This window comes from Nitrospira sp. (assembly GCA_016715825.1).
Classification (GTDB): domain Bacteria; phylum Nitrospirota; class Nitrospiria; order Nitrospirales; family Nitrospiraceae; genus Nitrospira_D.
This window is the reverse complement of the sequence record JADJXO010000002.1, coordinates 1-21863: the sequence shown is the minus strand read 5'-3', so window position 1 is coordinate 21863 and position 21863 is coordinate 1. Positions and strand designations below refer to the sequence as shown.

Here is a 21863-nt window from a genome sequence, read left to right as displayed (position 1 = left end):
CTCTTCGCTCGCTGCGGCCTCGCTGGACGGCCATTTTGAGCCTTCCGCATGGATAGTTGGTGTCGTTTCGCATATCGCTATTTGCCATGGCCCGGGAAGTTCAAATCAGCTTTTCAAGCCTGTTAGAGTTGAATTCCAGAAAAAGCCATGAACCCGAGAGCCATCAACCCCGCGGTGATGAAGGCGACGCCCAGCCCCTGCAGGCCAGCGGGGATATCGGAATACTTGAGCTTCTCCCGCACCCCTGCCATCGCCACGATCGCGAGCGCCCACCCGACACCAGAACCGACACCATAGGTCACGCTCTCGCTAAAAGAATAGTCACGTTCCACCATGAACAGACTGCCTCCGAGAATGGCGCAGTTGACGGTAATCAGCGGCAAAAAGATCCCCAGCGAGTTGTACAGTGACGGGACGTGCCGGTCGAGAAACATTTCGAGTACCTGTACGACCGCCGCAATGACGCTGATATAGCTGATGAGCCCGAGGAAATTCAGATTCATCTCAGAGAGCCCCGCCCATTCCAGGGCTCCATCACGGATCAGAAACTGGTAGATGACATTATTGATCGGGACGGTCAGGGTTTGAACGACGACCACAGCAATGCCGAGTCCGAGCGCGGTAGCGATTTGTTTCGAGACGGCCAGAAACGTGCACATGCCGAGGAAAAACGTCAGCGCAAGATTCTCGACGAAGACCGCTTTGATAAACAGATTGATGAGCTCAGTCATGAGGCCACCTCTGGACGATGCGCGTGATAGATCCGGAATTCAGGTTGCTCGACCTGTGCAGGCTTCCAGGAGCGCACCACCCAAATGATCATGCCGATCAAGAAAAACGCACTCGGAGGAAGAAGCAGCAAGCCGTTCGGCACATACCACCCTCCATCCCGATCGAGAGGGAGGATCGGATACCCGAACAGAGAACCGGACCCGAAGAGTTCGCGTATCGCCCCGATGACGAGTAACAGTGCGCTATAGCCGAGGCCGTTACCGAGGCCATCAAGGAAGCTCGGAAGCGGTGGATGCTTCATCGCATAGGCTTCTGCGCGTCCCATGACGATACAATTGGTGATAATCAACCCGACGAAGACCGACAGCTCCTTGCTGATGGTAAATGCATAGGCTTTGAGGAACTGATCGGTCACGATGACCAGCGACGAAATAATGGTCATCTGCACGATGATGCGGATGCTGCTCGGGATATGATTACGGATCACACTAATGGCGGCATTGGAGAGGGCGGTGACGACGGTCAGTGCGATGCACATCGTGACCGTGGTAGAGAGCTTCGTCGTCACGGCCAATGCCGAACAAATCCCTAAGACTTGTAAAATAACCGGGTTATTGTCGACGATCGGCTCAAAAAGAATTTTGCGATGTTCGTACGACATGAGAGTCAGCTCCTTTCGTGTCGCAAATGGGCAAGGTACGGCCCATATCCTTTGTCGCTCAGCCAGAATTTCAATAAGTTTTCCACCCCTCGTGAGGTGATAGTGGCGCCGGCGAGGGCGTCGACTTGATGTTGCGCTTCGGGGGTGGAACTGTCAATCTCCACCTTCGTGACTTCAACCTGCACCTTCCATTGATCGTCAAATAGGACTTTGCCCGTCCATTGTGCCCGCCACTTGGGATTGTCGACCTCTCCTCCGAGCCCAGGGGTCTCGGCATGCTGATAAAAGCGGAGGCCCTGCACCGTGCGCAGATCCGCCTCAAGCGCAAGAAACCCGTACATCGTGGACCAGAGTCCGTAGCCGTACACCGGCAGAATGAGTCTCTTCAAGTCGCCGTTGTCACCGACAATTCGATAGATCGGCAGATAGCGGGGTTCACGCCTGATCTGCGCCACATCTTCTTTGCGGGTGAGTGCAGTGGATATCTCGGGGTCCTTTCCGGCCTTGGCAATACTAAAGGTGTCGGGATCGATCCCCTGCACCTCATCACCGGTTGCCAATTCGATCATGCGCGCGTCAATCCGTTGCAGTGCTTGTTCTTCCGTTAGCCCCTCCGTGAGGAGACCGGAAACCGCGATCACATTCCGAATGAGGTCGGCCTTCTGATTCGCATCCTGAATCGGTCGAAGGAGCACGGCCGCGCCGGCGACCACCACTGAACAGACCAGACAGACCACAAAGGTGACCAGCAGCGTCCTGCTCGCACTCTCACCTGACGGAGCGGATGCAGCGGAATCTGGTTCAGGCGCGGACATGACGACGTAGCCTCCGTCGGATGTTGAGCTGGATGACCGAATAATCGATCAAAGGCGCGAACACATTCGCAAACAAAATCGTGAGCATCACTCCTTCAGGAAACGCCGGGTTTGCCACACGGATCAGCACGGTCATGGCCCCGATCAGGAGGCCGAAAACCCAGCGTCCGGTACTCGTCATGGCGGCTGACACCGGGTCGGTGGCCATGAAGACCATGCCGAAGGCAAACCCGCCCAGAACTAGATGCCAGTACCAGGGCATCGCCACCATGGGGTTGGTGTCGCTGCCGACCAGATTGAACAGGAGTGAGGCCCCGACCATTCCCAGAAAGCCCCCAAAGATAATGCGCCAGGAGCCTACTCGAGTATAGATCAGGAACGCCGCACCAAGCAGACAGGCAAGGGTAGAGGTCTCCCCCATGGATCCCGGCATCAGACCGATAAAGGCATTCCACCAGCTCATGCCTCCGCTGGTGATCCCCTCTACGCCGCCGACTTTCCCAAGACTGAGCGCGGTGGCACCGGAATAGCCATCTACCGCCACCCACACCCGGTCACCAGATATTTCGGCAGGATAGGCGAAAAACAGAAACGCTCGTGCGGTCAGGGCGGGGTTGAGGAAATTCTTGCCGGTCCCACCGAAGATTTCCTTCCCGAGCACCACGCCGAAGCTAATCCCGATGGCGACCATCCAGAGCGGCATATCGGGTGGCAGGGTCAGCGTGAAAAGCATGGAGGTGACCAGGAACCCTTCGTTGATCTCTTTCCGACGCACCGTCGAAAAGACCACTTCCCATATCCCACCGACGAGCAAGGTCGTCAGATAGATCGGCAGAAAATACAAGAACCCATGTACCGTATTGTCCAGAATGCTGCTTGCATCTGACCCGAGATTGAGAGCCGTCAGGAGATCATAACGCCAGCCAACCTTCGCCACGCCCATTGTTGCGAGTGCCAGGTTGGCTTGATAGCCGGTGTTGAACCAGCTCCAGAGGATGCAGGGAATCAGCGCCACCACCACGTACATCATCAACCGTTTGAGATCGATTCCGTCCCGCACATGAGGCGCGTTATGCGTAGTTTCCGGAGTTGAATACAAAAACACATCGACCATCTCGAAGATGGGGTAGTACTTTTCATACCGGCCGCCCTTGGCAAACAGGGGTCTGAGACGATCAAGATAGCGTTTCATGCCTGCCCTTAGCCTTCTCTCTCAATCTGGCTCAGTACGTTCCGCAGCACCGGGCCGTAGTCGTTCTTGCCCACGCACACGAAGGAGCATAATGCGAGGTCTTCCTCGTCCAATTCCATGCAGCCCAGTTTTTGCGCCATGTCGGTATCACCCACCATCAGGTAGCGCAGGAGCTGCGTTGGCAGGATGTCCAGAGGCATGACATCCTCAAAGTTACCGAATGGCACCATCGCGCGCAAACTTCCATTCAGCCCGGTGTTCAACCCAAACTCCTCCCTGCGGTAACGGAAGAGACTCGATAGCATGACGTTGCTCTGGGAAAACATTCTCCGCCCCGGTGCAAACCAGCCCATGAACGTTCGTTCCACCCCTTCCGGAATCACGGATATCTGAAGGTGATGGCGCCCCAGATAGGACGACCAGTCGGCTGCATGGCGTCCCGACAAGATCGAGCCGGAGATGATGCGGCTCTCACCGGCGTGAAGCTCGTCCTCGACCAACTCCTCGAGACAGGCGCCCAGCCTGGTCTGTAACAGTCGTGGCTGTGTGACTTGTGGCCCACCGAGTGCGACGATGCGCCTGGTCCATAACCGGCCGCTGGTAAAGAGCTTGCCGATCGCGATCACCTCTTGGTAGTTCAGGTGCCACACAACCGTACTGCCGTCGACCGGTTCTAGAAAATGAATATGCGTCCCCGGCAGACCGGCTGGGTGGGGGCCTTCGAAACTCGCCTGGCGTATGTGGTCTACCCCCTGTGGCAACGGTAGGTCGGCTCCGGGTGACGTGCACACCCAAATCGGCATCCTGCCAAGGCGCGAGAGCACTGTCAGGCCATGGCCGAAGGACTCAGCCTCTGCCGCCATAATCGGAACAGGATCGGCGGCCAGCGGGTTGGTGTCCATCGCCGTCACGAAGATGGCAGCCGGACGGGTGGTTGGGTCGGGGATCCTGCTATAGGGACGCGTGCGTAAGGCCACCCACAGACCTGATGCCAGAAGATTGGCTACCACCTGCGTATCCGTCAAGCTAGACAGTTGGTCGGCAGGGTAGGCCGCAAATGTCTCCTCGTCTTCCGTTTCGTCGAGCCGGATCACGACTGATTGGAGCAGGCGTTGCGCTCCACGATGGATCGCCTTGACCACCCCGGCACCCGGAGCCGTGATGCGTACGCCGGGTAACTTCTTGTGCTCGAACAGCGCTTGGCCGAGCTTCACCTTGTCGCCTTCGGCGACCAGCATGGCCGGTTTGAGATCGATATGGTCCACGCCGAACGCACCCACGTGGCGGATAGGTTTCGCGACATGGACACGCTGCTCCGGTTTCCCGGTGATCGGCAAATCCAGTCCCTTCTTAATCCTAATAATCATAGCCGTTGTGATGACAGTCACGCTGTCGTGATGGATTCACTCACTATTGTTACAGGGTGATGGATTGTGTACGCTGCCGGATGCGCGGTGCCTTTTCGTCGATCATGAGCGTCGCCACATAATAAGCTAAGCGGTGAGAAACCATAGGGCGAAAGGTCCATAGTACAACTGTTTGGACCTCCTGCTGTCAAGCCTAACTATTGAGAAGAATTTCAGGTAGCTTGACAGGGGAGTGCCTTGGATCAGAAAGGCCCCATTCGCCATAAAGACGCGCAAGTAGAGAAATCCGAGAACGGCATGGTACACAGAGCCATGCCGCAACGCAGCTTGGAAATGCTGACCTTCGACAATACCTATGCTCGTCTTCCTCAGACGTTTTATGCGAAACTGAATCCCACGCCGTTCGCGGCTCCACCCTATCTGGTCCATACCAATTCGGTAGCCGCCGAGTTGATTGATCTGGACCCGGAGCAATTTGAGCGACCGGAATTCGCGGGTGTCTTCGGCGGCAAGGCCTTGGCTCCCGGCATGGATCCTCTCGCGATGCTCTATTCCGGCCATCAATTCGGCGTCTATGTGCCACAGCTTGGTGATGGGCGGGCGATTCTCCTCGGCGAAGCGACGAACGTTCGAGGTGAGCGGTGGGATTTGCATCTGAAGGGAGCGGGGCTGACTCCCTTCTCACGGGACGGAGACGGCCGGGCGGTGTTGCGGTCGACGATCCGTGAGTATCTCTGCTGTGCCGCGATGCAGGGTCTCGGGATTCCTACGACACAGGCACTCTGTCTGGTCGGGAGCGATGAGAAGGTGTACCGGGAGCAACCAGAAACCGGTGCGATGCTGGTCCGCATGGCGCCCTCGCATGTTCGCTTTGGGACGTTCGAGGTCTTTTATTATCGAAAGCAGCATGAGCATCTCAAAACCTTGGCCGACTACGTGATCGCGCAACATTTCCCTCATCTCCGCGATGCCGACGCGCAATATGCCCGGTTCTTTACCGAAGTCGTCGAGCGCACAGCCAAGTTAATCGCCCAATGGCAGGCAGTCGGATGGGCGCACGGGGTCATGAATACGGACAACATGTCGATCCTTGGGCTTACGCTGGATTATGGACCCTATGGGTTTCTGGATGACTATGACGCGGGTTTCATCTGCAATCACTCCGACCACAACGGCCGCTATGCCTTCGATCAGCAACCCTACATCGGGCTGTGGAACTTGAGCTGTCTGGCTCAAGCCCTGTTGCCCTTGGCGGAAAAGGAGGCGCTGAAGGCAGGCCTTGATGCCTATACCCCGCAATTTGAACGGGAGTATCTCGCGCGTATGCGAAAGAAATTTGGCCTGGTGGAAGAGAAGTCGGAGGATGAAGCACTCATTCGCGACTTTCTGGCCTTGCTCCAAGGCAACCAGTCGGATTACACGATCGTCTTTCGAGAACTCGGCGCCTTTTCGTCGGTCGAAGGGGCGTCGAACGAGAACCTGCGCGATCACTTTCTCGATAGAGCCCGGTTTAACGAATGGGGGATGCGCTATCGTAATCGGCTTACGTGCGAAGACAGCCGTGACGACGAACGGCACAGCCGTATGGATCGCGTGAACCCAAAGTATGTGCTGCGGAATTATCTGGCTCACACGGCGATTGAAAAGGCGCAACAGAAAGATTTCTCCGAAATCGACCGGCTCTTCACGCTACTCCAAGACCCGTTCACCGATCAGCCTGGCATGGAAGCCTACGCCCTGCCTCCACCGAACTGGGGCAAGCACCTGGCTGTCAGCTGTTCATCATGAGGGCGAGCGAACGACCATGAAAGAACTCGTGCTTGGTGGGCTAAAAGTCAGACTCGTCGGGGGGGCGGACGGCTGTGGCGAAGGTGATGGTCCCATTGTCATGCTGCTCCATGGGTTCGGCGCACCGGGCGACGATCTGGTGCCGCTTGCGGACGTGATGGATGTACCCAGAGGAACCAGATGGCTGTTTCCCGAGGCACCGCTTTCGCTGAATATGGGTCTTGGCGACTCGCGCGCATGGTGGATCATCGACTTTGCTCGTATCCAGGCCGATCGCGAGGCAGGCCGCATTCGTGATCTGTCGGTAGAGGTTCCGCAGGGGCTGGCCTTAGCACGTGAGCGCATGCTCACATTTCTCAAGGAGCTTCCAGGGCAGTTTCCTGTCGACTACAAGAGCATGGTCATCGGTGGATTTTCACAGGGCGCGATGCTCACCTGCGACGTTGTGCTCCATACCGACTATCCGTTTGCCGGATTGGTTCAGCTTTCCGGGAATCTCCTCGCCAAGGAAGTCTGGGCTCCACTCATGGCGAAGCGTAGGGGGCTGTCCGTTTTTCAAAGCCACGGTCTGCATGATGACATCCTCCCCCACATTGGGGCCGAGCGTCTTCGTGATGCGCTGATGCAGTCGGGTCTTGGTACCGAGTGGCACAGTTTCCGAGGTGAGCATGAGATTCCCGAGACGGTGCTGCGAGGACTGAGCACATTTCTGATGAAAAGACTTAGCGTATGAAAGCGCAACCATTCGAGCTTATTGGCGCAGATGGACAACACCTCAAAGGTGATCGAGCTGAGGGAACATCGCGGCACATCCTCTTCATCACCGGGTTTCTGTCTAAGCGATGGGGCAACAAGAGCAAGGCCTTGGCGGAATGGTGTGAGGAAAAGGGATGGGGGTTCTGTTGTTACGACGTGCGTGGCTTCGGCGACTCGGAGGGACAGTTCACGGACTATACCCTCTCTGATTGGATCGCCGATGCCAGGGGCGTTCTGGAACCCATGAAATCTGGGCCGCCCGTGACCATTGTCGGCAACTCCCTCGGTAGTTGGATCGCTTGGCTGATAGCGCAGGAGTTCCCGAACGTGGAAGAGCTTGTGCTGGTTGCACCGGCGTTCAACATGATGGGCGAGCGGGCCAAGACCATTTCCAAGGACCGACTCCACGATTGGCATACCGCCGGATGGATGCCATGGGACGATGATCCGTTGCACAAGGATTGGCTGTTGTCGTGGAAATGGGTCGAGGAAAGCGAAGCCTATTGGGCCAAGAGCTTTGACATTGTCCGTCAGGTGAAGACGACGATTCTCCACGGGCAAGACGATGGTGTGATTTCACCGGAAGGTAGCAAACAATTCGCCAATGAACTGTTGCGACGGTTCCCGTCCTATCCGCTCGATCTACGGCTCATTCCTGGTGACCATCGGTTGAGCAGTCCCGAACACCTTGCGTTGTTCCGTCGCATAGTCGTGAGGGAGGCCTGATGCTGGTGTTGATTCACAAGGAATGCGGCGGTCCGGCGCTGGACGAATCGCCGATCGGCGAAGTCTGTGCCATCCCTATCGATCGCTTTCCCTTCTCCTGTTTTACCTGCCTGGAAGACATTCTCGACGAGACGGAAGTGCGGCTGTCGGAAGAGTTGGGGATCTAAACCGCGGCCAATTCGAATTTGTCGTCATGCAGCCTGGAGCACAAACTCGACCTTGACGGCCTCAAAGGGAAACTCCACGCCACCACCTTGTGTGCGGATCAGCAGTCCGGCCGCGAGGAGGGCGGTGATGTCGCCGTGCGACATGAGGCTTGCCATCGCGGTGCGCGAATTCGGGCTGCGTAGCGCCACACCTTTCCTGGTCCCCGATCCATCGCATCTGGCGCAAATCCATGCGCTTAGCCGTGCAATCGCACCATGATCAGGAGCACCTGGTAGAAGAACGTTGATTCTTAGGGGCAAGACACCGGTGAGATTTTCGGGATCGTAAACGGACCTCAAAGGTCGCCCGTGGCAAATTGCACAGAGAGTCCGAGATCTTCTAATGTTTATCCACGGTTCTTCATGCGGGCTTCCTACCACGGCGATATCGGCTTGGGAGTCGCTTTGATCGGCAGTGCTCATCCGGATCTCAAGCCCAACGCGACATAGGAGCGTTCCTTTCCATCGTAGTGGCGAATGATCGCCGCTGTGACCGGCATATCGGTATCGTAATGAGGTGCGCAGGTCTTCAAGAACATTTTAGTCAGAACCCATAGAATGCGATCGTTGGCATTCTGCCACCGGCGAAGGAATCTGCCATGCACCGGTGAAATTCTAACCGGCATTTCCGTCGCAGAGTAGATGATCCTCGAGCGAACAAGCACAACGGCCTTCACGTTGGAGAGGATACTAGCGCCTTAGTGATGTTGTCAATGAATGCGGCAGCCGGGTGCAGCACCGGTGGATGTCTGTGCCATTCATATCGAGCGCTAGATGCCGAGCTCTGGCCTGGAAGAATCTCGACGAGACGACGTCGGTTGTCGGAATCAGCGGACTGGCGATCTGCAACACAGTTCAGGCCGCGGACTCCCAGCCCGATCATTCTGGCAGGGATACGGCGAAGAAACGGAAAGCGCGCCAGCAGTCGTAGGGCAAAGGGAGGTACCAGCGGACTGTCGCGAGTGAGCACTCGGCTAATGACACGATTTTGGACGATGAGTTGGATCCGTTGCGTCACTTCGGTCGGCCAGGCGCGTCGCGCTTGCACTTTGGCCAGATCCGCTTCGGTTACTCGCCCGTCGCGCAACGGTTGCCATAACAGATTGGCTGTTGCCACCGCGTCCTGAATCGCCAAGTTGATGCCCACGCCCCCAACCGGCGACATGGCGTGGGCCGCGTCCCCAATGCAGATCAGTCCTGGTTTGTACCATTGACGCAGCCGATCGACTTGGACAGTCAGCAGTTTGACCAGTTCCCAATCTTGTAGCTCGTGAATGTGGTCTGCGGCAAATGGGGCCAGCTTCGCAACGCTCTCGCGGAACAGCGGGAGGCCTTGTGCTCGAATCTCACCAAGCGACCCTTTGGCAATGACGAAGCCGCATTGCCAGTAATCCCCTCGGTTCAGCATGATAAAAAGTCGACCGGCATCGAACCGTCCCATCGGATCGACTGGATCGCTGGGCTTGCGTGACAATCGGAACCAGAGCACGTCCATCGGAGCACCGAATTCTTCAACCGAGAGTCCCGCACACGTGCGAACGATTGAGTGACGACCGTCGGCCCCCACGACGAGTGCAGCCCGAACATCCAGCGGCCCATTTGGTGTTTCGGCACGAAGCCCGACGAAGGAGCCTTCATGCTCGATCAAGTCCGTCACCTCCGTACTCATACGCACCTGAAAAGTGGGGTGCCGGTTTCCTTCTTCGACGAGAAAGTTGAGGAAGTCCCACTGCGGCATGAAGGCGACGTAACGGCATCGGGTCGGCAGATGAGAGAAGTCTGCCACCGTAAACTCCAGATCCCCAAACCGTGCATTGATCCGAGATACTTTTTGGTGAGGCAAGAGAAGGAATCGTTCGAGCATTCCCAGCTCGTGCATGATCTCCAATGTCGAGGGATGCAAGGTGTCGCCACGAAAATCACGCAGAAAATCGGCATGTTTCTCGAGCACGAGCACCGAGACACCGGCCCGGGCCATCAACAGGCCAAGCATCATCCCGGCTGGTCCTCCACCAGCAATGCAACACTGGACTGAGATGGTTTCCTGCATCAGGTAACCAATCGTAAGTGGGAAAGCGAGAAAGCAGGATTATAATCGAAAATTGAAACGTCGGCGACGGATGGTTCTCAAGGCCAAAACATCTCAAATGCTCACAACCTTCGAGCGAGCGAGTAGTGGCTGCACTCCCACAACCGTATTGAACCCGATCCTTCGTGTAGGCCCTAAGATCCAGCGACAGGCGATGATAGGCTCGGCGAGGATACGGGTGTCAGCCTCACCGCTAGCGTATCGGCTTTGATTACTCGGCGTTGCTAAAGTTGTGTTGGGTGCTGGTCCATCATCTGCGAGTCATGCTTTGGTCTGGCTAGGTTAAGGCTGCTCTTGAAGGCATCCATAGCTTTGACCAAGAGCGGGGTAATTGGTTTCATCTCCCTCTCAGTGGAAATGTCCAACAGATCCAGGGTAAGGTGTCCCACAATTCATTGAGTACCGACGCACGATCATTTCATGTCCTCATCACGACAACATAACAGCGGGCCGGATTCAGATGGTCCTGAGGTTCCGGAGCCTTCCCATGCTGAGAGAGCCAAGACGCTGGTGTGGTTGCAGCAAACAGGCAGTCTCTCGACGCTCTCACGTAAGCAGCCAGGCTGGCCATTCGGGTCGGTGATGCCGTACGGGTTGGATGCCCAAGGGCAACCGGTCTTCCTGATCAGCACAATGGCGATGCATACGCAAAACCTCCTGGGTGATCCACGTGCCAGCTTACTGGTGACTCCACCTGAGAGTAGAGTTGACCCACTTGGGGTGGCCAGGGTGACGGTGATGGGCTCCGTGACCAAGGTGCCGAAAGAGGAGAGCGCCGAGGTTCGCGCCTGCTATCTGAATCGTCATGCCAACGCCTCCTACTGGGTGGACTACCAAGATTTTGGGTTTTTCCGCATGGCTATCACGGAGATGTACTTTGTGGGAGGATTTGGGTCGATGGGCTGGGTGACACCGGCTGACTATGTCGCGGCATCTGTGGACCCTCTTGCGGACGAAGCCTCGAACCTAATTCGCGAGCTCAATACCCAGCAAGCGGAGACGTTGTTGGTGCTGGCACGTACGTTAGGCCATGTGGAGGCGAAGCAGGCGACGGTGACCGCATTAGATCGTCTCGGGTTTCATCTTCGGTTCACCACTCCTGACCGGATGCAAGGAGGGCGGGTGGCGTTTCCCGCACCAGTGCGCAACGAATTAGAAGTGAGAGCGAGCCTTGCTGGTTTGGCTGATCAGGTGAAGGCCGGACTCCCAATCCTGCATTCACTATAATTGGCTTTTGCACTGATTCCTGGAGGAGAGCGTGCCGTTCAGCGCAGTCGTAGATCACTAACTCGATAGGGGAACGTATGGCCACGAACGATAAGCAGGTTATTTTTTCACTCGTCAATGTTGGGAAAGTCTATCCGCCGAAGCGGCAAGTGCTGCGCGAGATCTACCTCGGCTTCTACTATGGCGCCAAGATTGGCGTGCTGGGCTTGAACGGTTCGGGCAAGAGCTCGCTGCTCAAGATCATTGCAGGCGTCGATCCAAATTACACCGGTGAAATTACGAGATCCAAAGGCTACAGCGTGGGTTTGCTGGAACAGGAACCGCAGCTTGATCCAAACAAGACGGTCAAGGAAGTGGTTGAAGAGGGAAAAGCCGAACTGGTCGCATTGATGCACGAATATGAGGCCGTCAGCAATAAGATCGGTGAAGTTGGCCCCGATGAAATGGAAAAGCTGCTCGACAAGCAGGCGCAGCTCCAAGAGAAGATTGAAGCCGCCAATGGATGGGAACTGGAGAACCAGCTCGATCTTGCCATGGATGCGTTGCGCTGTCCGCCTGCAGATCAGAAGGTGGGAACGCTGTCGGGCGGTGAAAAACGCCGGGTGGCGCTCTGCCGGCTGATGATTCAAGAGCCGGATATTCTCTTGCTCGACGAGCCGACAAACCACCTTGATGCCGAATCGGTTCAGTGGCTTGAACAGCATCTGCAGCAGTACAAGGGCACCGTCATTGCCGTGACTCACGACCGGTACTTTCTGGACAATGTGGCGGGATGGATTTTGGAATTGGACCGAGGTCACGGGATTCCGTTCCAAGGCAATTACAGTTCATGGTTGGAACAGAAGAAGGACCGACTGGAAAAAGAGGAAAAGGCCGAGTCGAAAAGAAAGAAGACGTTGGAACATGAGTTGGAATGGATCCGCATGTCGCCGAAGGCCCGGCAATCGAAGGGCAAGGCGCGATTGAACCGCTATGAGGAACTCGTCAATCAGAAACAGGACCAGGTGGCGGATGATCTGGAAATCTATATTCCGCCAGGACCGCGGCTCGGCGATGTCGTCATTGAAGCCAACGGGATCAGCAAAGCCTTCGGCGATAACGTGCTTTATGAGAACGTGAATTTCAATCTGCCGAAGGGGGGTATCGTCGGCGTGGTCGGACCGAACGGTGCAGGCAAGACGACAATGTTCAAGATGATCATCGGCAAGGAAAAGCCGGATGCCGGGTCGATCAAGGTCGGCGAGACAGTGAAGCTGGGCTATGTCGATCAGGACCGGAGCCTCGACCCCACTAAGTCCGTGTACGACGTGATTTCTGACGGACAGGACACGATCAAGCTCGGCAAGGCGGAAGTCAACGCCCGCGGCTACTGTGCCCGCTTCAACTTTGCTGGAACCGATCAGCAGAAAAAAGTAAAGGATCTCTCCGGAGGTGAACGCAATCGAGTCCATCTTGCTCGTATGCTGAAAGAGGGTGCGAACCTCATTATTCTCGACGAGCCGACGAACGATCTGGACGTAAATACCCTGCGGGCGCTGGAAGAAGGGCTTGAGAGTTTTGCCGGCTGTGCCGTGATCAGCAGCCACGACCGCTGGTTCCTCGACCGGCTCGCTACGCACATTCTCGCCTTTGAAGGCGACAGCAAAGTCGTCTGGTTCGAGGGCAACTATAGCGACTATGAGGCAGATCGCAAGAGGCGCTTGGGCAAAGACGCCGATCAGCCGCACCGGATTCGGTACCGGAAATTGACACGGCAGTAGGCCAGTTCCCATGGCACCTCGTGTCATCGTCACCGGAACGGCAGGACTGATCGGGCAGTACTTCGTGAAGACTGCTGCTCGATGGGCGCCAAACTGGGAGCTACAGGGTCTCACCAGGGCCGATCTTGATCTCACGGATTTCAGCTCGGTTGAGCGAATGTGGGAACATCTCAACCCCAGCGCGGTCATCCACTGCGCGGCCATGAGCCGAACCAGGGACTGCGAGCAGAATCCTGAGCTAGCTCGACGCATCAATGTCGAGGCGACGGCACATCTGGCGCGCCTTTCCAAGGACATTCCCTTTATGTTTCTGTCGAGTGGGGAGGTCTTCGACGGCGCGGGTACCTGGTATCGGGAATCGGACGAAGCCAGCCCGATCAATATTTATGGAAAGAATAAGCTTGAAGCTGAGCACTCTGTCCTGCAGAATCCCCGCCACACGGCGGTCAGGATTGTCTTGACGGCAGGCACGTCACAGCACGGGCATCGAAGTTTTGTCGAGGACATGTGTCGTGCGGTCCGGAACGGTGGGAATGTGACTCTCTATGACGATGAATTCCGCTGTCCGTTGCCCGCAGGCGTTATCGCCCGAGCCATTTGGGAGCTGCTCGACAGGAATCAACCTGGCTTGTATCACTTGGGAGGGTACGAACGGTTGTCGCGTTGGGAGATCGGTCAGGCACTGCTACCCTGGTATCCTGAGCTGAGGGGGCGCCTCATTCAAGGCACATCACGAGACCACCAGGGTGCTCCGCGCCCGGCGGATCTTTCCTTGAACTGCGATAAGCTTCAGCGCTTGTTATCGTTTCAGATTCCAGGATTCGGGTCCTGGTTGACCAGCCGTACGCATACTGGAACTGATTTATGGGACTTTGAGCCCGGTGTCTCCTAAGCCTTGATGCACGAATTGTGAAGCGAGAGGAATGATGGGATCAGAAAGCGGAATGATCGAATCCGATCCATTGCCCCTTGTCATGACCGCGTACTTGGTTATGGCAGTTGTCATGGTGGGGTTGTGGGTAGTGCAACGGCGTATCCAAAACGCCTCAATCGGGGCGGTGGGGTGGTGTGTGGGGCTCATAGGATCCGTCCTCTGGTATGCCACGCAGGCGCCAGTGAACATCGAACGGATCTCTCTCACGGTCATGCTGGTCACGCTCTATGCCGGTCGCTTAGGGCATTACATTCTCTACGATCGTGTCATCGGGAAAGAGGAGGATGCGCGCTACAAGCGCCTGCGGAAAAAATGGGGAGCGTCCGAACAGGTCAATATGTTCGCGTATTTCCAACTACAAGCCGCAGCAGTAGCAGCCTTTTCGCTTCCGTTTTTGGTGGTGCTGTGGAATCCCCGGCTTCCGTCGTCGCTGGTTGAGATGCTCGGGCTGTTGATCTGGGGTATCGCCGTTGCCGGGGAGGCCAAGGCCGATCGGCAACTCGCTCACTTTCGTGCCGATCCACGGAATCAGGGTCGAGTGCTCCGCGAGGGGCTCTGGAAGTACTCACGCCATCCGAACTATTTTTTTGAATGGCTACATTGGTGCTCCTATGTCGTGATGACGCTGGGAGCATCTGGCTGGATCTATACCTGGGTCGGACCGATCGGGATATGGATCGTGCTGGTCTATGTCACGGGTATTCCACGGACAGAAGAACAAGCCCGTTCAAGCCGATATGAGGAATATAAGGCCTATCAGGCTACAACCAATGAATTTTTCCCGTGGTTTCCCCGAGCACGGCATGAGGCATCGTCTCGGTCGTAGCAATCAACATCTCGAGATGTTTCACCAATGTGTTCGCCCCGTGGCTCCCGAGGTACGCTCCAAGGGCCTGAAGTGTTCCACGAAATCCAATAGCCGAGTGCGGTTTGCTTCATCCATGCAGACGATCTCCCATCCTGCTTCACGACCATTGGACCACCGTACGATGGCAGCGTCGATGAGAACATTGTAAGACTTGTTGCCATTCTGGAGTGTGATGTAGACCGTCGTTTCAGTTCCGACGTGTACAGGCCGTTGCCCTGTAGCGCGCCAGCCCGTATCTGAAAGGTCCCAGACGATCCCATTCGTCAGTGTCCCGTCGCCGAAGTAGCAGAACTGGCATTGAACGGGGGTTCGTGGTTTCTTACGAACAGCGTATGCTTTCATCAGACTCTCTCCTGGTTTGTATGATTTGGTCTCGAATCGCATCCTCTGTTCAACCCTAGTTGAACAGAGAGGATTCGACATCATACCGAAGAAGGGTGACTGCGAAGCAAAGGTAGGCCGTCTGTAAGTATCTTGATCAAAAAGAGAATATTGGGATGCCTAATTGATTAGGGATCGTTCCTGCTATTCAAGTCTTCTAGCCGGGCCTTGGCAATTTCAGCCACTTTCGTGGATGGGTACAGATTCACCAGCTCTTCGTAGAGCTGCTTCGCATGCGGTAGATTACCTTGGTTTTCCTCGAACGCTGCGGTCTCGAACAATTCCGTCGCTTTCTGTTCAGCGCAGCCTACGAATACCAAACACAGGGCACATAGTAGGAGTCGTGCAGTCCTCATGATGAAGGTCCTTTCTCGGCCTCTTTCCGTCGTGACTTGTCGCTCTCGTCGTGAGTAGATCTTTCTGTGGCGATATAATAGCGAGGTGAAGAAATCCCCTCACGCCGACAGTGCGGACAACGACTCGGTCGCGTCAACCTGGTGCGGTCCCGAAACATAAATCCACACTCTAAGCAGGTAGATGGGTCAAGCATAAACCGGCGTGAACGGTCTCGCGCCACCGTTTTTACCACATGGACCAAGTGTTCCTCCACCTGTCGCTCTGGGAGACCGAGCGTCCGTGCCAGTTGTTCGGTGGTCTTCGGGGTATCGGTCAGGAGTTCCATGATACGCTGACGTACGGTACGTTCCGGGGGCAGCATGGCGGTATGGTAAGCGCTGGGCCAAAGAAAATCCAGATGATCCACATATGAGTCACCACAAATCATCTTTAGTCTTGCGTACTTAAAGGTTGCACCGAAAGCGCCATTCTGGCAGAATCCGTCCCTGCATCGATTGTCACATCCGTATTAACCCAGTGGGCTGGATCTATTGTGACGTATTCTAACCCAACATCGTTGGTCCAGCCCAGTGTGCTATAGACGAGGAGGTTTTGGGCCATGAAGTTCCTCGCAGTCCATCCCGGTCCGCTCATGTATACCAAGATCTATCTCCGTTTGGAGCCGCTTGGTCTCGAGATGGTGGCTCAGGCCTGTCGCCAAGCAGGGCATGAGGTTCGTTTAATCGATCTGCAGGCAGACACCTGGAAAGACTACGAAGCGCTCATCCGCAGTTGGAAGCCCGATGCTGTGGCGTTTGGCTGCAATTACCTGGCGAATGTGCCGGAGATCGTGGATCTTGCAAAATTGACGAAGCAGGAACTGCCAAACTGCTTTGTCTTTGTCGGTGGGCACAGCGCATCCTTTGTGGCAAAAGACTTTTTGGAGCATGGCAATGGAGCCATCGATTGCGTGCTCAAGGGCGAAGGGGAAGTGGCCGCTCCTAAATTGCTGATGGCGGTCGAACAGGACCGCAAGGCGATCACCCAAGTCCCGGGAGTGGTGACACTTGATGGGGAAGGACCTCCACCACAATTCATCGAAAATTTAGATGATGTTCGTCCCGCTCGCGACCTGCTTAGAAACCGGCACAAGTACTTCATCGGTGTGCTTGACCCCTGTGCGTCGGTCGAGTTTGCGCGAGGCTGTCCTTGGGATTGTTCCTTCTGCAGCGCGTGGACGTTTTATGGGCGCAGTTATCGCATGGTCAGCCCGGAGAAAGCGGTTGAGGAGTTGGAGCAGGTTCAAGAACCAGGGATCTTCCTGGTCGACGATGTCGCCTTCATCCAAGGCAAGCAGGGCATGGAGATCGGCGAAGCGGTGGCAAGGCGAGGAATCAAGAAGCAGTATTACATGGAGACGCGCGGCGACGTCTTGCTGCGCAATAAGGAAGTCTTTCAGTTCTGGAAGACGCTTGGATTGCAGTACATGTTCTTGGGCGTCGAGGCCATTGATGCAGAAGGCCTCAAGATGCACCGGAAGCGCATTTCGTTGGGTAAAAACTTCGAAGCGCTCGAATTTGCCCGCTCCCTTGGGATCACTGTCGCCATTAATCTCATTGCTGATCCGGATTGGGACCGACAACGGTTCGAGGTCATTCGGCAGTGGTGTCTAGAAATTCCGGAGATCGTCAATATCAGCGTCAATACTCCGTACCCCGGCACTGAGAGCTGGCTTACGGAATCCCGCAAGCTCGATACACGGGACTACCGTCTCTTCGATATTCAGCATGCCGTCATGCCGACTAAGATGCCGCTCGCGGAGTTTTATGCGGAACTTGTCAAGACACAACAGGTCTTAAACAAGAAGCATCTGGGCTGGGCTGCGCTCAAAGGCACGGCCAAGATTGCGGCGGGGCACTTGATGAAAGGACAAACCAACTTCATCAAGATGCTCTGGAAGTTCAACAGTGTCTACAATCCTGAGCTGCAAATGGCGGATCACCGCCGTCCGGTGACGTATGAGATGACGATGCCACCGGAGAAGAAAGACAAGATCGATCCGAAACAGTTGTTTATCTTGCCTCCGAAAGGCCGCCATAGTCGGGCGATCGATGATGCGACCGAGACGTTCGTCGATGAGACTCGCATGGGCACGGTGGTTTGATCGCCGCTTCGGCAAATCGGTCGGTGAAGCAGTGAAGAACCTGCCCGCTGAGTTCTGGATATCGCATCTGAGGTTGCGTAGCGTCTGATGGTTCTCACTCCGAATCGTTCGGAGGCGCAGCTCATAGTCGCCAGCTTCGTTAGGAGGCTGCAAGGTCAGATGCGGGTACTTCTTATCTTGAAACCCGATCAGAAAAATAGGCCGTAAGCCAATCTCGCATATCCGATCTCAAGCCTCTCACCGTTTCAGTTCGCACCTGTTATACTGACCCATCCCGTCAGTCAATTCGAGAGTGATCGCTATGAGCTCTCCGACCTGGGACGAATTCGCCGAACTGGCGCTGAAACGGATTGTGGCGTCTGGTGCCGAGTACGGCGATATCCGCATTCAAGACAGCCGCACACAACACATCGAAGGTGAGGATCGCCGAATCGCCTCGATTCGAGATGCCAAGGACATCGGCTTCGGTGTGCGTGTGCTGTATCACGGAGCTTGGGGGTTTGCGGCGAGTTCGGTCCTGTCACTTGAAGAAGTGCCGCGTGTCGCGGACCTGGCCGTCGAGATTGCCAAAGGATCTGCTTCAATCGCCCTTGAAAAAGTACGCCTCGCTGAAGAGCCGATACATCGCGACCGTGTCATCACGCCATGCCGAATCAATCCCTTCACCGTACCGCTGGAGAAAAAATCAGATCTGCTGTTGAGCGCGATGGAAGCGATGCATCGGCAGACCGGCATTGTGCGAAGCAGTGCAAGTCTGTGGGCTCGGCGAGACACAAAGGTGTTCGTCTCAACAGAAGGATCACGCATTGAATGGGATCTGTTAACGGGCCAGGGCGAATGCACCGCCACCGCATTACATGAAGGACGGTTTGCTTCGCGCAGCTTCGGTACACCTCACCTTCGAAAGGGGTATGAGCTGATCGAAGAAGCAGATCTCTTGCGAGAAGGGTCGCGCGTGGCCACGCAGGCAATCGAAAAGGTGGAAGCCCCGGTCGTTGATGCCGGGGCCTTTGATCTGGTGCTCGATCCCGAGCATCTCTCGCTCACCATTCATGAATCCTGCGGCCACCCGAGCGAACTGGACCGTGCGCTTGGGTACGAAGCCAATTATGCAGGGACCAGCTTCTTGACGCCCGAAAAACTGGGCAGCTTTCGCTACGGCTCGCGGCATGTGAATTTGGTTGCCGATAATACCGAACAGGAAACCTTGGCTGCCACGGGCTACGATGATGATGGAGTGGCGTGCCAACAATGGGACATCATTCGTCATGGAATTTTTGTCGGTTACTGTACCAATCGGGAAGTGGCGCCGAAGATCGGAGAATCTCGATCGCGAGGCTCGAATCGCGCTGATGGGTGGGGGAGTGTTCCGATCGTGCGCATTGCCAATATCGGACTTGAACCCGGTACGGCGACAGTCGATCAGCTCATTGCCGATGTGAAGCGGGGTATTTATATCGAAGGCCATGGGTCGTATAGCATCGATCAGCGCCGCTACAATTTCCAGTTCGGCGGGGACGCATTTTGGCTGATTGAAAACGGTCGACGAATCCACATGCTGCGGGATGTGATTTACCATGGGGTCACACCGGAATTCTGGAACAGCTGTGATGGGGTTGCAGACCGATCAACTCGGCGCCGCTACGGGTTCATCACCTGTGGCAAGGGCCAGCCGGGCCAGTCTGGCTGGATGACTCATGCGGCATCTTCCGCACGATTCCGGAGGGTCGAGGTGATCAGGGGAGAAGGCCACCGATGATGCTCCATGGCGATCAGTGGCCCAATATGACGAGTCGAGAGGAGTTTCGCTTCCTAAGTGAGTTGGTTCTGACTCGATCGTCCGCCGACCACACAATGATCCGTGTCCACGATCGCCATGCAGGCACAACTCGATTTGCCAACAACCAAGTAATTCAGAACGTGGACGGACGATGCGGGAATGTGGCGGTGACGGTCTCTTTCGGTGGCCGACAGGGGACTGCCAGCACGACGGATTTTACTGCCGGTGCGATCCAGGAAACGCTGTCTCGGGCCGAGAGAATTGCGAAAATCACACCCGTAGATCCCGAATACCTTCCTCCTCCCGGACCATGCAGCTTTCCGGCCCGAGACACTGCGAAGCCGGAGACGATGACGGCGGGGGCACCTCGACGTCTGGAATACGCCAACGAAGCGATTGGGCAATGCCGGATGGAGAATCTCATGGCGGCTGGAACAGTCTCGTCATCGACCGCGGTCGTTGGAGTGGCCGCCAACACGGGACTGTTTGGCTATGAACGGCGAGGGGAAGCGAGCTTCAGTCTCACGGTCCAAGCCGGTGAGGCGACCGGATGGAGCGCGGCGACCCATCGATCGATCAATCACCTAAAAGTTCAGGAGCGCACGCTAGCAGCGATCAGCCAGGCCAAACGTAGCCGTGATGTATGCGAGCTACCGACGGGGCGATATCCGGTGATTCTGGAACCGGCTGCCGTGGCCGGACTGTGGGCCTGGCTGATCCGGTCGCTGGATGCCAAGTCCTATCTGAAGCGGACTAGCGCTTTCGCGGGCAGACTCGAACAGGCGATTGTTGATAGGCGCATCACGCTTCAGAACAGCCCAGACCATGTGGATTTGCTGGGCGAAGGTTTTTCTGCCGACGGCTTGCCGAGTACACCTTCGAGATGGATCGATCATGGAGTATTGAGACAGTTAGCGTATGACCGATTCACGGCCAAGCAACAGGGAGTGACGACCATCCCGACCTTGGAGGCTCTGGAATTGTCTCTTGAGGGCTCACCGGTCGATAGTATTCACGATCTTGTGAAGCAGACCGAACGCGCGATCCTCGTGACGAATTTTTGGTACATTCGCCCTGTGAATCTCCGTGATCTCATGTTGACCGGGATGACTCGTGATGGAACATTTCTGGTAGAAAACGGGGAAATCGTCTCCGCGGTGAAAAACTTTCGATTTCATGAGAGCCCACTGGACGTGTTTCAGCATGTCGACCTATGGACTGCGCCGATGGAGGCTGTGAATTCGGAGACTCGAAAAGTCCTGGTTCCGGCTGTGGCCCTACCGCAATTCCATTTCACAAGCGTCACCCGCTTCTAAAGCACTAATCACGAGTACCAATGTTTTGTGATCGTTTCCTAACAAAAGGGTTGACTCTTGCCTCCTCCAGGAGTAGGTAGGTCATATGAACTAGGGAAGGATGGACCTATGGCCCAGCGATTCAATAAAGAACCGATTAACCTCATTCACCGTATCCCCTCACAAAAACAGATTGACGAGGCACGGCCGGCCCCAACGCCATACGGCCAATTGTTCCTTGAGGTCACGACCAAATGTTGGCGGAAGACGGTTGATTTCCTTGCCCGCGTGACGCGATACGAAGAGGAAGCAATGCCCTTCCCAAAACCCAAGGTTACGCCACAAGAGAGTGGGGTGGTTGTTTCTCCAATGACCCTGACCGGTACACAATCTGAGCAGGCCGTTAGGGATGTGAATGGCGAGACCGGGGGAGTGATACAACCTCGTGAAATGGATCACGTAACTGTTGCAAGCGTCCAGGATGGCGCCCTCCCTCAACAGCAATGTGTGACTGCGACGCTGGTCCAGCCTGAAGCCATTTCCGAACTTCGATCGTTTCTCATTACGCAACAGGATCAGATTGCGCATCTGTCTAATGAAATTGCGCAGTTGAAGTCTTTGGTCGTCTCACAGCAGCAGGTCCTGGTTCATCTTGGGAAAGAACTTGAAACAGACAGCTTCCCCACACTCGCGACTGGGATGGGGCCAAACCCAGCGAAACGGGGACGGATTGCCCGGAAAAATATCACGCCAAAAGAAAAACCGCTTCTACCACAAGAACCGAAA

The 21863-nt window shown here is 55.8% G+C and carries 21 protein-coding genes and 1 pseudogene; 12 read left to right on the top strand and 10 right to left on the bottom strand.

Annotation, left to right across the window (positions count from 1 at the left end; genetic code table 11):
- Positions 1-122 precede the first annotated feature (122 nt).
- The 5 genes from nqrE to IPM58_06160 are packed head-to-tail and all read right to left on the bottom strand — an operon-like array spanning position 123 to position 4767.
- Complete coding sequence (nqrE, locus tag IPM58_06180) at positions 123-731, bottom strand: NADH:ubiquinone reductase (Na(+)-transporting) subunit E (protein MBK9306669.1); 609 nt, start codon at positions 729-731, stop codon at positions 123-125.
- On the bottom strand, positions 728-1393 hold the full coding sequence (locus IPM58_06175) for an NADH:ubiquinone reductase (Na(+)-transporting) subunit D (GenBank protein MBK9306668.1): 666 nt from the start codon (positions 1391-1393) through the stop codon (positions 728-730). Before IPM58_06175 ends, nqrE begins: the two co-directional genes overlap by 4 nt.
- Before the next feature lie 5 nt (positions 1394-1398).
- Entirely contained in the window at positions 1399-2208 is an 810-nt protein-coding gene (locus IPM58_06170; protein ID MBK9306667.1) for a Na(+)-translocating NADH-quinone reductase subunit C, read from the bottom strand.
- On the bottom strand, positions 2195-3400 hold the full coding sequence (locus IPM58_06165) for an NADH:ubiquinone reductase (Na(+)-transporting) subunit B (GenBank protein ID MBK9306666.1): 1206 nt from the start codon (positions 3398-3400) through the stop codon (positions 2195-2197). The genes IPM58_06170 and IPM58_06165 overlap by 14 nt, the downstream gene beginning before the upstream one ends.
- Before the next feature lie 8 nt (positions 3401-3408).
- Positions 3409-4767 carry a Na(+)-translocating NADH-quinone reductase subunit A gene (locus tag IPM58_06160; GenBank protein MBK9306665.1) on the bottom strand — a complete coding sequence of 453 codons (1359 nt, stop codon included), beginning with the start codon at positions 4765-4767 and terminating at the stop codon, positions 3409-3411.
- Positions 4768-5079: 312 nt separating this feature from the next.
- Here IPM58_06160 and IPM58_06155 point away from each other — a divergent pair, with 312 nt between their 5' ends.
- Genes IPM58_06155 through IPM58_06140 form a run of 4 tightly spaced genes read left to right on the top strand, consistent with a single transcriptional unit; the run spans position 5080 to position 8204 of the window.
- Positions 5080-6555 carry a YdiU family protein gene (locus IPM58_06155; protein MBK9306664.1) on the top strand — a complete coding sequence of 492 codons (1476 nt, stop codon included), beginning with the start codon at positions 5080-5082 and terminating at the stop codon, positions 6553-6555.
- Between the two features lie 16 nt (positions 6556-6571).
- Positions 6572-7288 carry a hypothetical protein gene (locus IPM58_06150; GenBank protein ID MBK9306663.1) on the top strand — a complete coding sequence of 239 codons (717 nt, stop codon included), beginning with the start codon at positions 6572-6574 and terminating at the stop codon, positions 7286-7288.
- Positions 7285-8037, top strand: a complete 753-nt coding sequence (locus IPM58_06145; GenBank protein MBK9306662.1) for an alpha/beta fold hydrolase — start codon at positions 7285-7287, stop codon at positions 8035-8037. Before IPM58_06150 ends, IPM58_06145 begins: the two co-directional genes overlap by 4 nt.
- Positions 8037-8204 carry a hypothetical protein gene (locus tag IPM58_06140; GenBank protein MBK9306661.1) on the top strand — a complete coding sequence of 56 codons (168 nt, stop codon included), beginning with the start codon at positions 8037-8039 and terminating at the stop codon, positions 8202-8204. Before IPM58_06145 ends, IPM58_06140 begins: the two co-directional genes overlap by 1 nt.
- Positions 8205-8228: 24 nt before the next feature.
- On the opposite strand, the pseudogene IPM58_06135 reads toward IPM58_06140, so the two are convergent.
- The 3 genes and pseudogenes from IPM58_06135 to IPM58_06125 form a co-directional block, all read right to left on the bottom strand.
- Positions 8229-8342 (bottom strand): annotated as a pseudogene (locus tag IPM58_06135) (DNA-binding protein).
- A 320-nt stretch (positions 8343-8662) separates the two neighbouring features.
- Entirely contained in the window at positions 8663-8848 is a 186-nt protein-coding gene (locus tag IPM58_06130) for a hypothetical protein (GenBank protein MBK9306660.1), read from the bottom strand.
- Positions 8849-8916: 68 nt separating this feature from the next.
- Complete coding sequence (locus IPM58_06125; GenBank protein ID MBK9306659.1) at positions 8917-10293, bottom strand: FAD-dependent oxidoreductase; 1377 nt, start codon at positions 10291-10293, stop codon at positions 8917-8919.
- A gap of 459 nt (positions 10294-10752) precedes the next feature.
- Here IPM58_06125 and IPM58_06120 point away from each other — a divergent pair, with 459 nt between their 5' ends.
- The 4 genes from IPM58_06120 (at position 10753) to IPM58_06105 (ending at position 15079) form a co-directional block, all read left to right on the top strand.
- Entirely contained in the window at positions 10753-11559 is an 807-nt protein-coding gene (locus IPM58_06120; GenBank protein MBK9306658.1) for a pyridoxamine 5'-phosphate oxidase family protein, read from the top strand.
- Between the two features lie 77 nt (positions 11560-11636).
- Positions 11637-13319 carry an energy-dependent translational throttle protein EttA gene (gene ettA, locus IPM58_06115; GenBank protein ID MBK9306657.1) on the top strand — a complete coding sequence of 561 codons (1683 nt, stop codon included), beginning with the start codon at positions 11637-11639 and terminating at the stop codon, positions 13317-13319.
- A 10-nt stretch (positions 13320-13329) separates the two neighbouring features.
- Complete coding sequence (locus IPM58_06110; GenBank protein MBK9306656.1) at positions 13330-14211, top strand: NAD(P)-dependent oxidoreductase; 882 nt, start codon at positions 13330-13332, stop codon at positions 14209-14211.
- A gap of 52 nt (positions 14212-14263) precedes the next feature.
- Positions 14264-15079 (top strand): DUF1295 domain-containing protein, encoded by an 816-nt coding sequence (locus IPM58_06105; GenBank protein ID MBK9306655.1) that lies wholly within the window; start codon positions 14264-14266, stop codon positions 15077-15079.
- A 21-nt stretch (positions 15080-15100) separates the two neighbouring features.
- Here the strand turns inward: IPM58_06105 and IPM58_06100 are convergent, their stop codons facing one another.
- Together IPM58_06100 and IPM58_06095 are read right to left on the bottom strand one after the other, a co-directional pair.
- Entirely contained in the window at positions 15101-15463 is a 363-nt protein-coding gene (locus IPM58_06100; GenBank protein ID MBK9306654.1) for a PilZ domain-containing protein, read from the bottom strand.
- 167 nt (positions 15464-15630) lie between these two features.
- Complete coding sequence (locus tag IPM58_06095; protein ID MBK9306653.1) at positions 15631-15858, bottom strand: hypothetical protein; 228 nt, start codon at positions 15856-15858, stop codon at positions 15631-15633.
- A 599-nt stretch (positions 15859-16457) separates the two neighbouring features.
- Between IPM58_06095 and hpnR the strand changes: the two genes are divergently transcribed.
- The 4 genes from hpnR to IPM58_06075 all read left to right on the top strand — a co-directional run.
- Complete coding sequence (hpnR, locus tag IPM58_06090; protein ID MBK9306652.1) at positions 16458-18002, top strand: hopanoid C-3 methylase HpnR; 1545 nt, start codon at positions 16458-16460, stop codon at positions 18000-18002.
- A gap of 301 nt (positions 18003-18303) precedes the next feature.
- Complete coding sequence (locus IPM58_06085; GenBank protein MBK9306651.1) at positions 18304-19761, top strand: TldD/PmbA family protein; 1458 nt, start codon at positions 18304-18306, stop codon at positions 19759-19761.
- On the top strand, positions 19758-21098 hold the full coding sequence (locus tag IPM58_06080) for a TldD/PmbA family protein (protein MBK9306650.1): 1341 nt from the start codon (positions 19758-19760) through the stop codon (positions 21096-21098). The genes IPM58_06085 and IPM58_06080 overlap by 4 nt, the downstream gene beginning before the upstream one ends.
- A gap of 108 nt (positions 21099-21206) precedes the next feature.
- On the top strand, positions 21207-21863 hold a 657-nt coding region (locus IPM58_06075), incomplete at its 3' end, for a hypothetical protein (GenBank protein ID MBK9306649.1).

What these genes read in the sequence shown, in the direction of transcription:
- nqrE (MBK9306669.1), bottom strand. Translation starts at nt 731, where the DNA reads ATGACTGAGCTCATCAATCTGTTTATCAAAGCGGTCTTCGTCGAGAAT.
- IPM58_06175 (MBK9306668.1), bottom strand. Translation starts at nt 1,393, where the DNA reads ATGTCGTACGAACATCGCAAAATTCTTTTTGAGCCGATCGTCGACAAT.
- IPM58_06170 (MBK9306667.1), bottom strand. Translation starts at nt 2,208, where the DNA reads ATGTCCGCGCCTGAACCAGATTCCGCTGCATCCGCTCCGTCAGGTGAG.
- IPM58_06165 (MBK9306666.1), bottom strand. Translation starts at nt 3,400, where the DNA reads ATGAAACGCTATCTTGATCGTCTCAGACCCCTGTTTGCCAAGGGCGGC.
- IPM58_06160 (MBK9306665.1), bottom strand. Translation starts at nt 4,767, where the DNA reads ATGATTATTAGGATTAAGAAGGGACTGGATTTGCCGATCACCGGGAAA.
- IPM58_06155 (MBK9306664.1), top strand. Translation starts at nt 5,080, where the DNA reads ATGCCGCAACGCAGCTTGGAAATGCTGACCTTCGACAATACCTATGCT.
- IPM58_06150 (MBK9306663.1), top strand. Translation starts at nt 6,572, where the DNA reads ATGAAAGAACTCGTGCTTGGTGGGCTAAAAGTCAGACTCGTCGGGGGG.
- IPM58_06145 (MBK9306662.1), top strand. Translation starts at nt 7,285, where the DNA reads ATGAAAGCGCAACCATTCGAGCTTATTGGCGCAGATGGACAACACCTC.
- IPM58_06140 (MBK9306661.1), top strand. Translation starts at nt 8,037, where the DNA reads ATGCTGGTGTTGATTCACAAGGAATGCGGCGGTCCGGCGCTGGACGAA.
- IPM58_06125 (MBK9306659.1), bottom strand. Translation starts at nt 10,293, where the DNA reads ATGCAGGAAACCATCTCAGTCCAGTGTTGCATTGCTGGTGGAGGACCA.
- IPM58_06120 (MBK9306658.1), top strand. Translation starts at nt 10,753, where the DNA reads ATGTCCTCATCACGACAACATAACAGCGGGCCGGATTCAGATGGTCCT.
- ettA (MBK9306657.1), top strand. Translation starts at nt 11,637, where the DNA reads ATGGCCACGAACGATAAGCAGGTTATTTTTTCACTCGTCAATGTTGGG.
- IPM58_06110 (MBK9306656.1), top strand. Translation starts at nt 13,330, where the DNA reads ATGGCACCTCGTGTCATCGTCACCGGAACGGCAGGACTGATCGGGCAG.
- IPM58_06105 (MBK9306655.1), top strand. Translation starts at nt 14,264, where the DNA reads ATGATCGAATCCGATCCATTGCCCCTTGTCATGACCGCGTACTTGGTT.
- IPM58_06100 (MBK9306654.1), bottom strand. Translation starts at nt 15,463, where the DNA reads ATGAAAGCATACGCTGTTCGTAAGAAACCACGAACCCCCGTTCAATGC.
- IPM58_06095 (MBK9306653.1), bottom strand. Translation starts at nt 15,858, where the DNA reads ATGAGGACTGCACGACTCCTACTATGTGCCCTGTGTTTGGTATTCGTA.
- hpnR (MBK9306652.1), top strand. Translation starts at nt 16,458, where the DNA reads ATGAAGTTCCTCGCAGTCCATCCCGGTCCGCTCATGTATACCAAGATC.
- IPM58_06085 (MBK9306651.1), top strand. Translation starts at nt 18,304, where the DNA reads ATGAGCTCTCCGACCTGGGACGAATTCGCCGAACTGGCGCTGAAACGG.
- IPM58_06080 (MBK9306650.1), top strand. Translation starts at nt 19,758, where the DNA reads ATGATGCTCCATGGCGATCAGTGGCCCAATATGACGAGTCGAGAGGAG.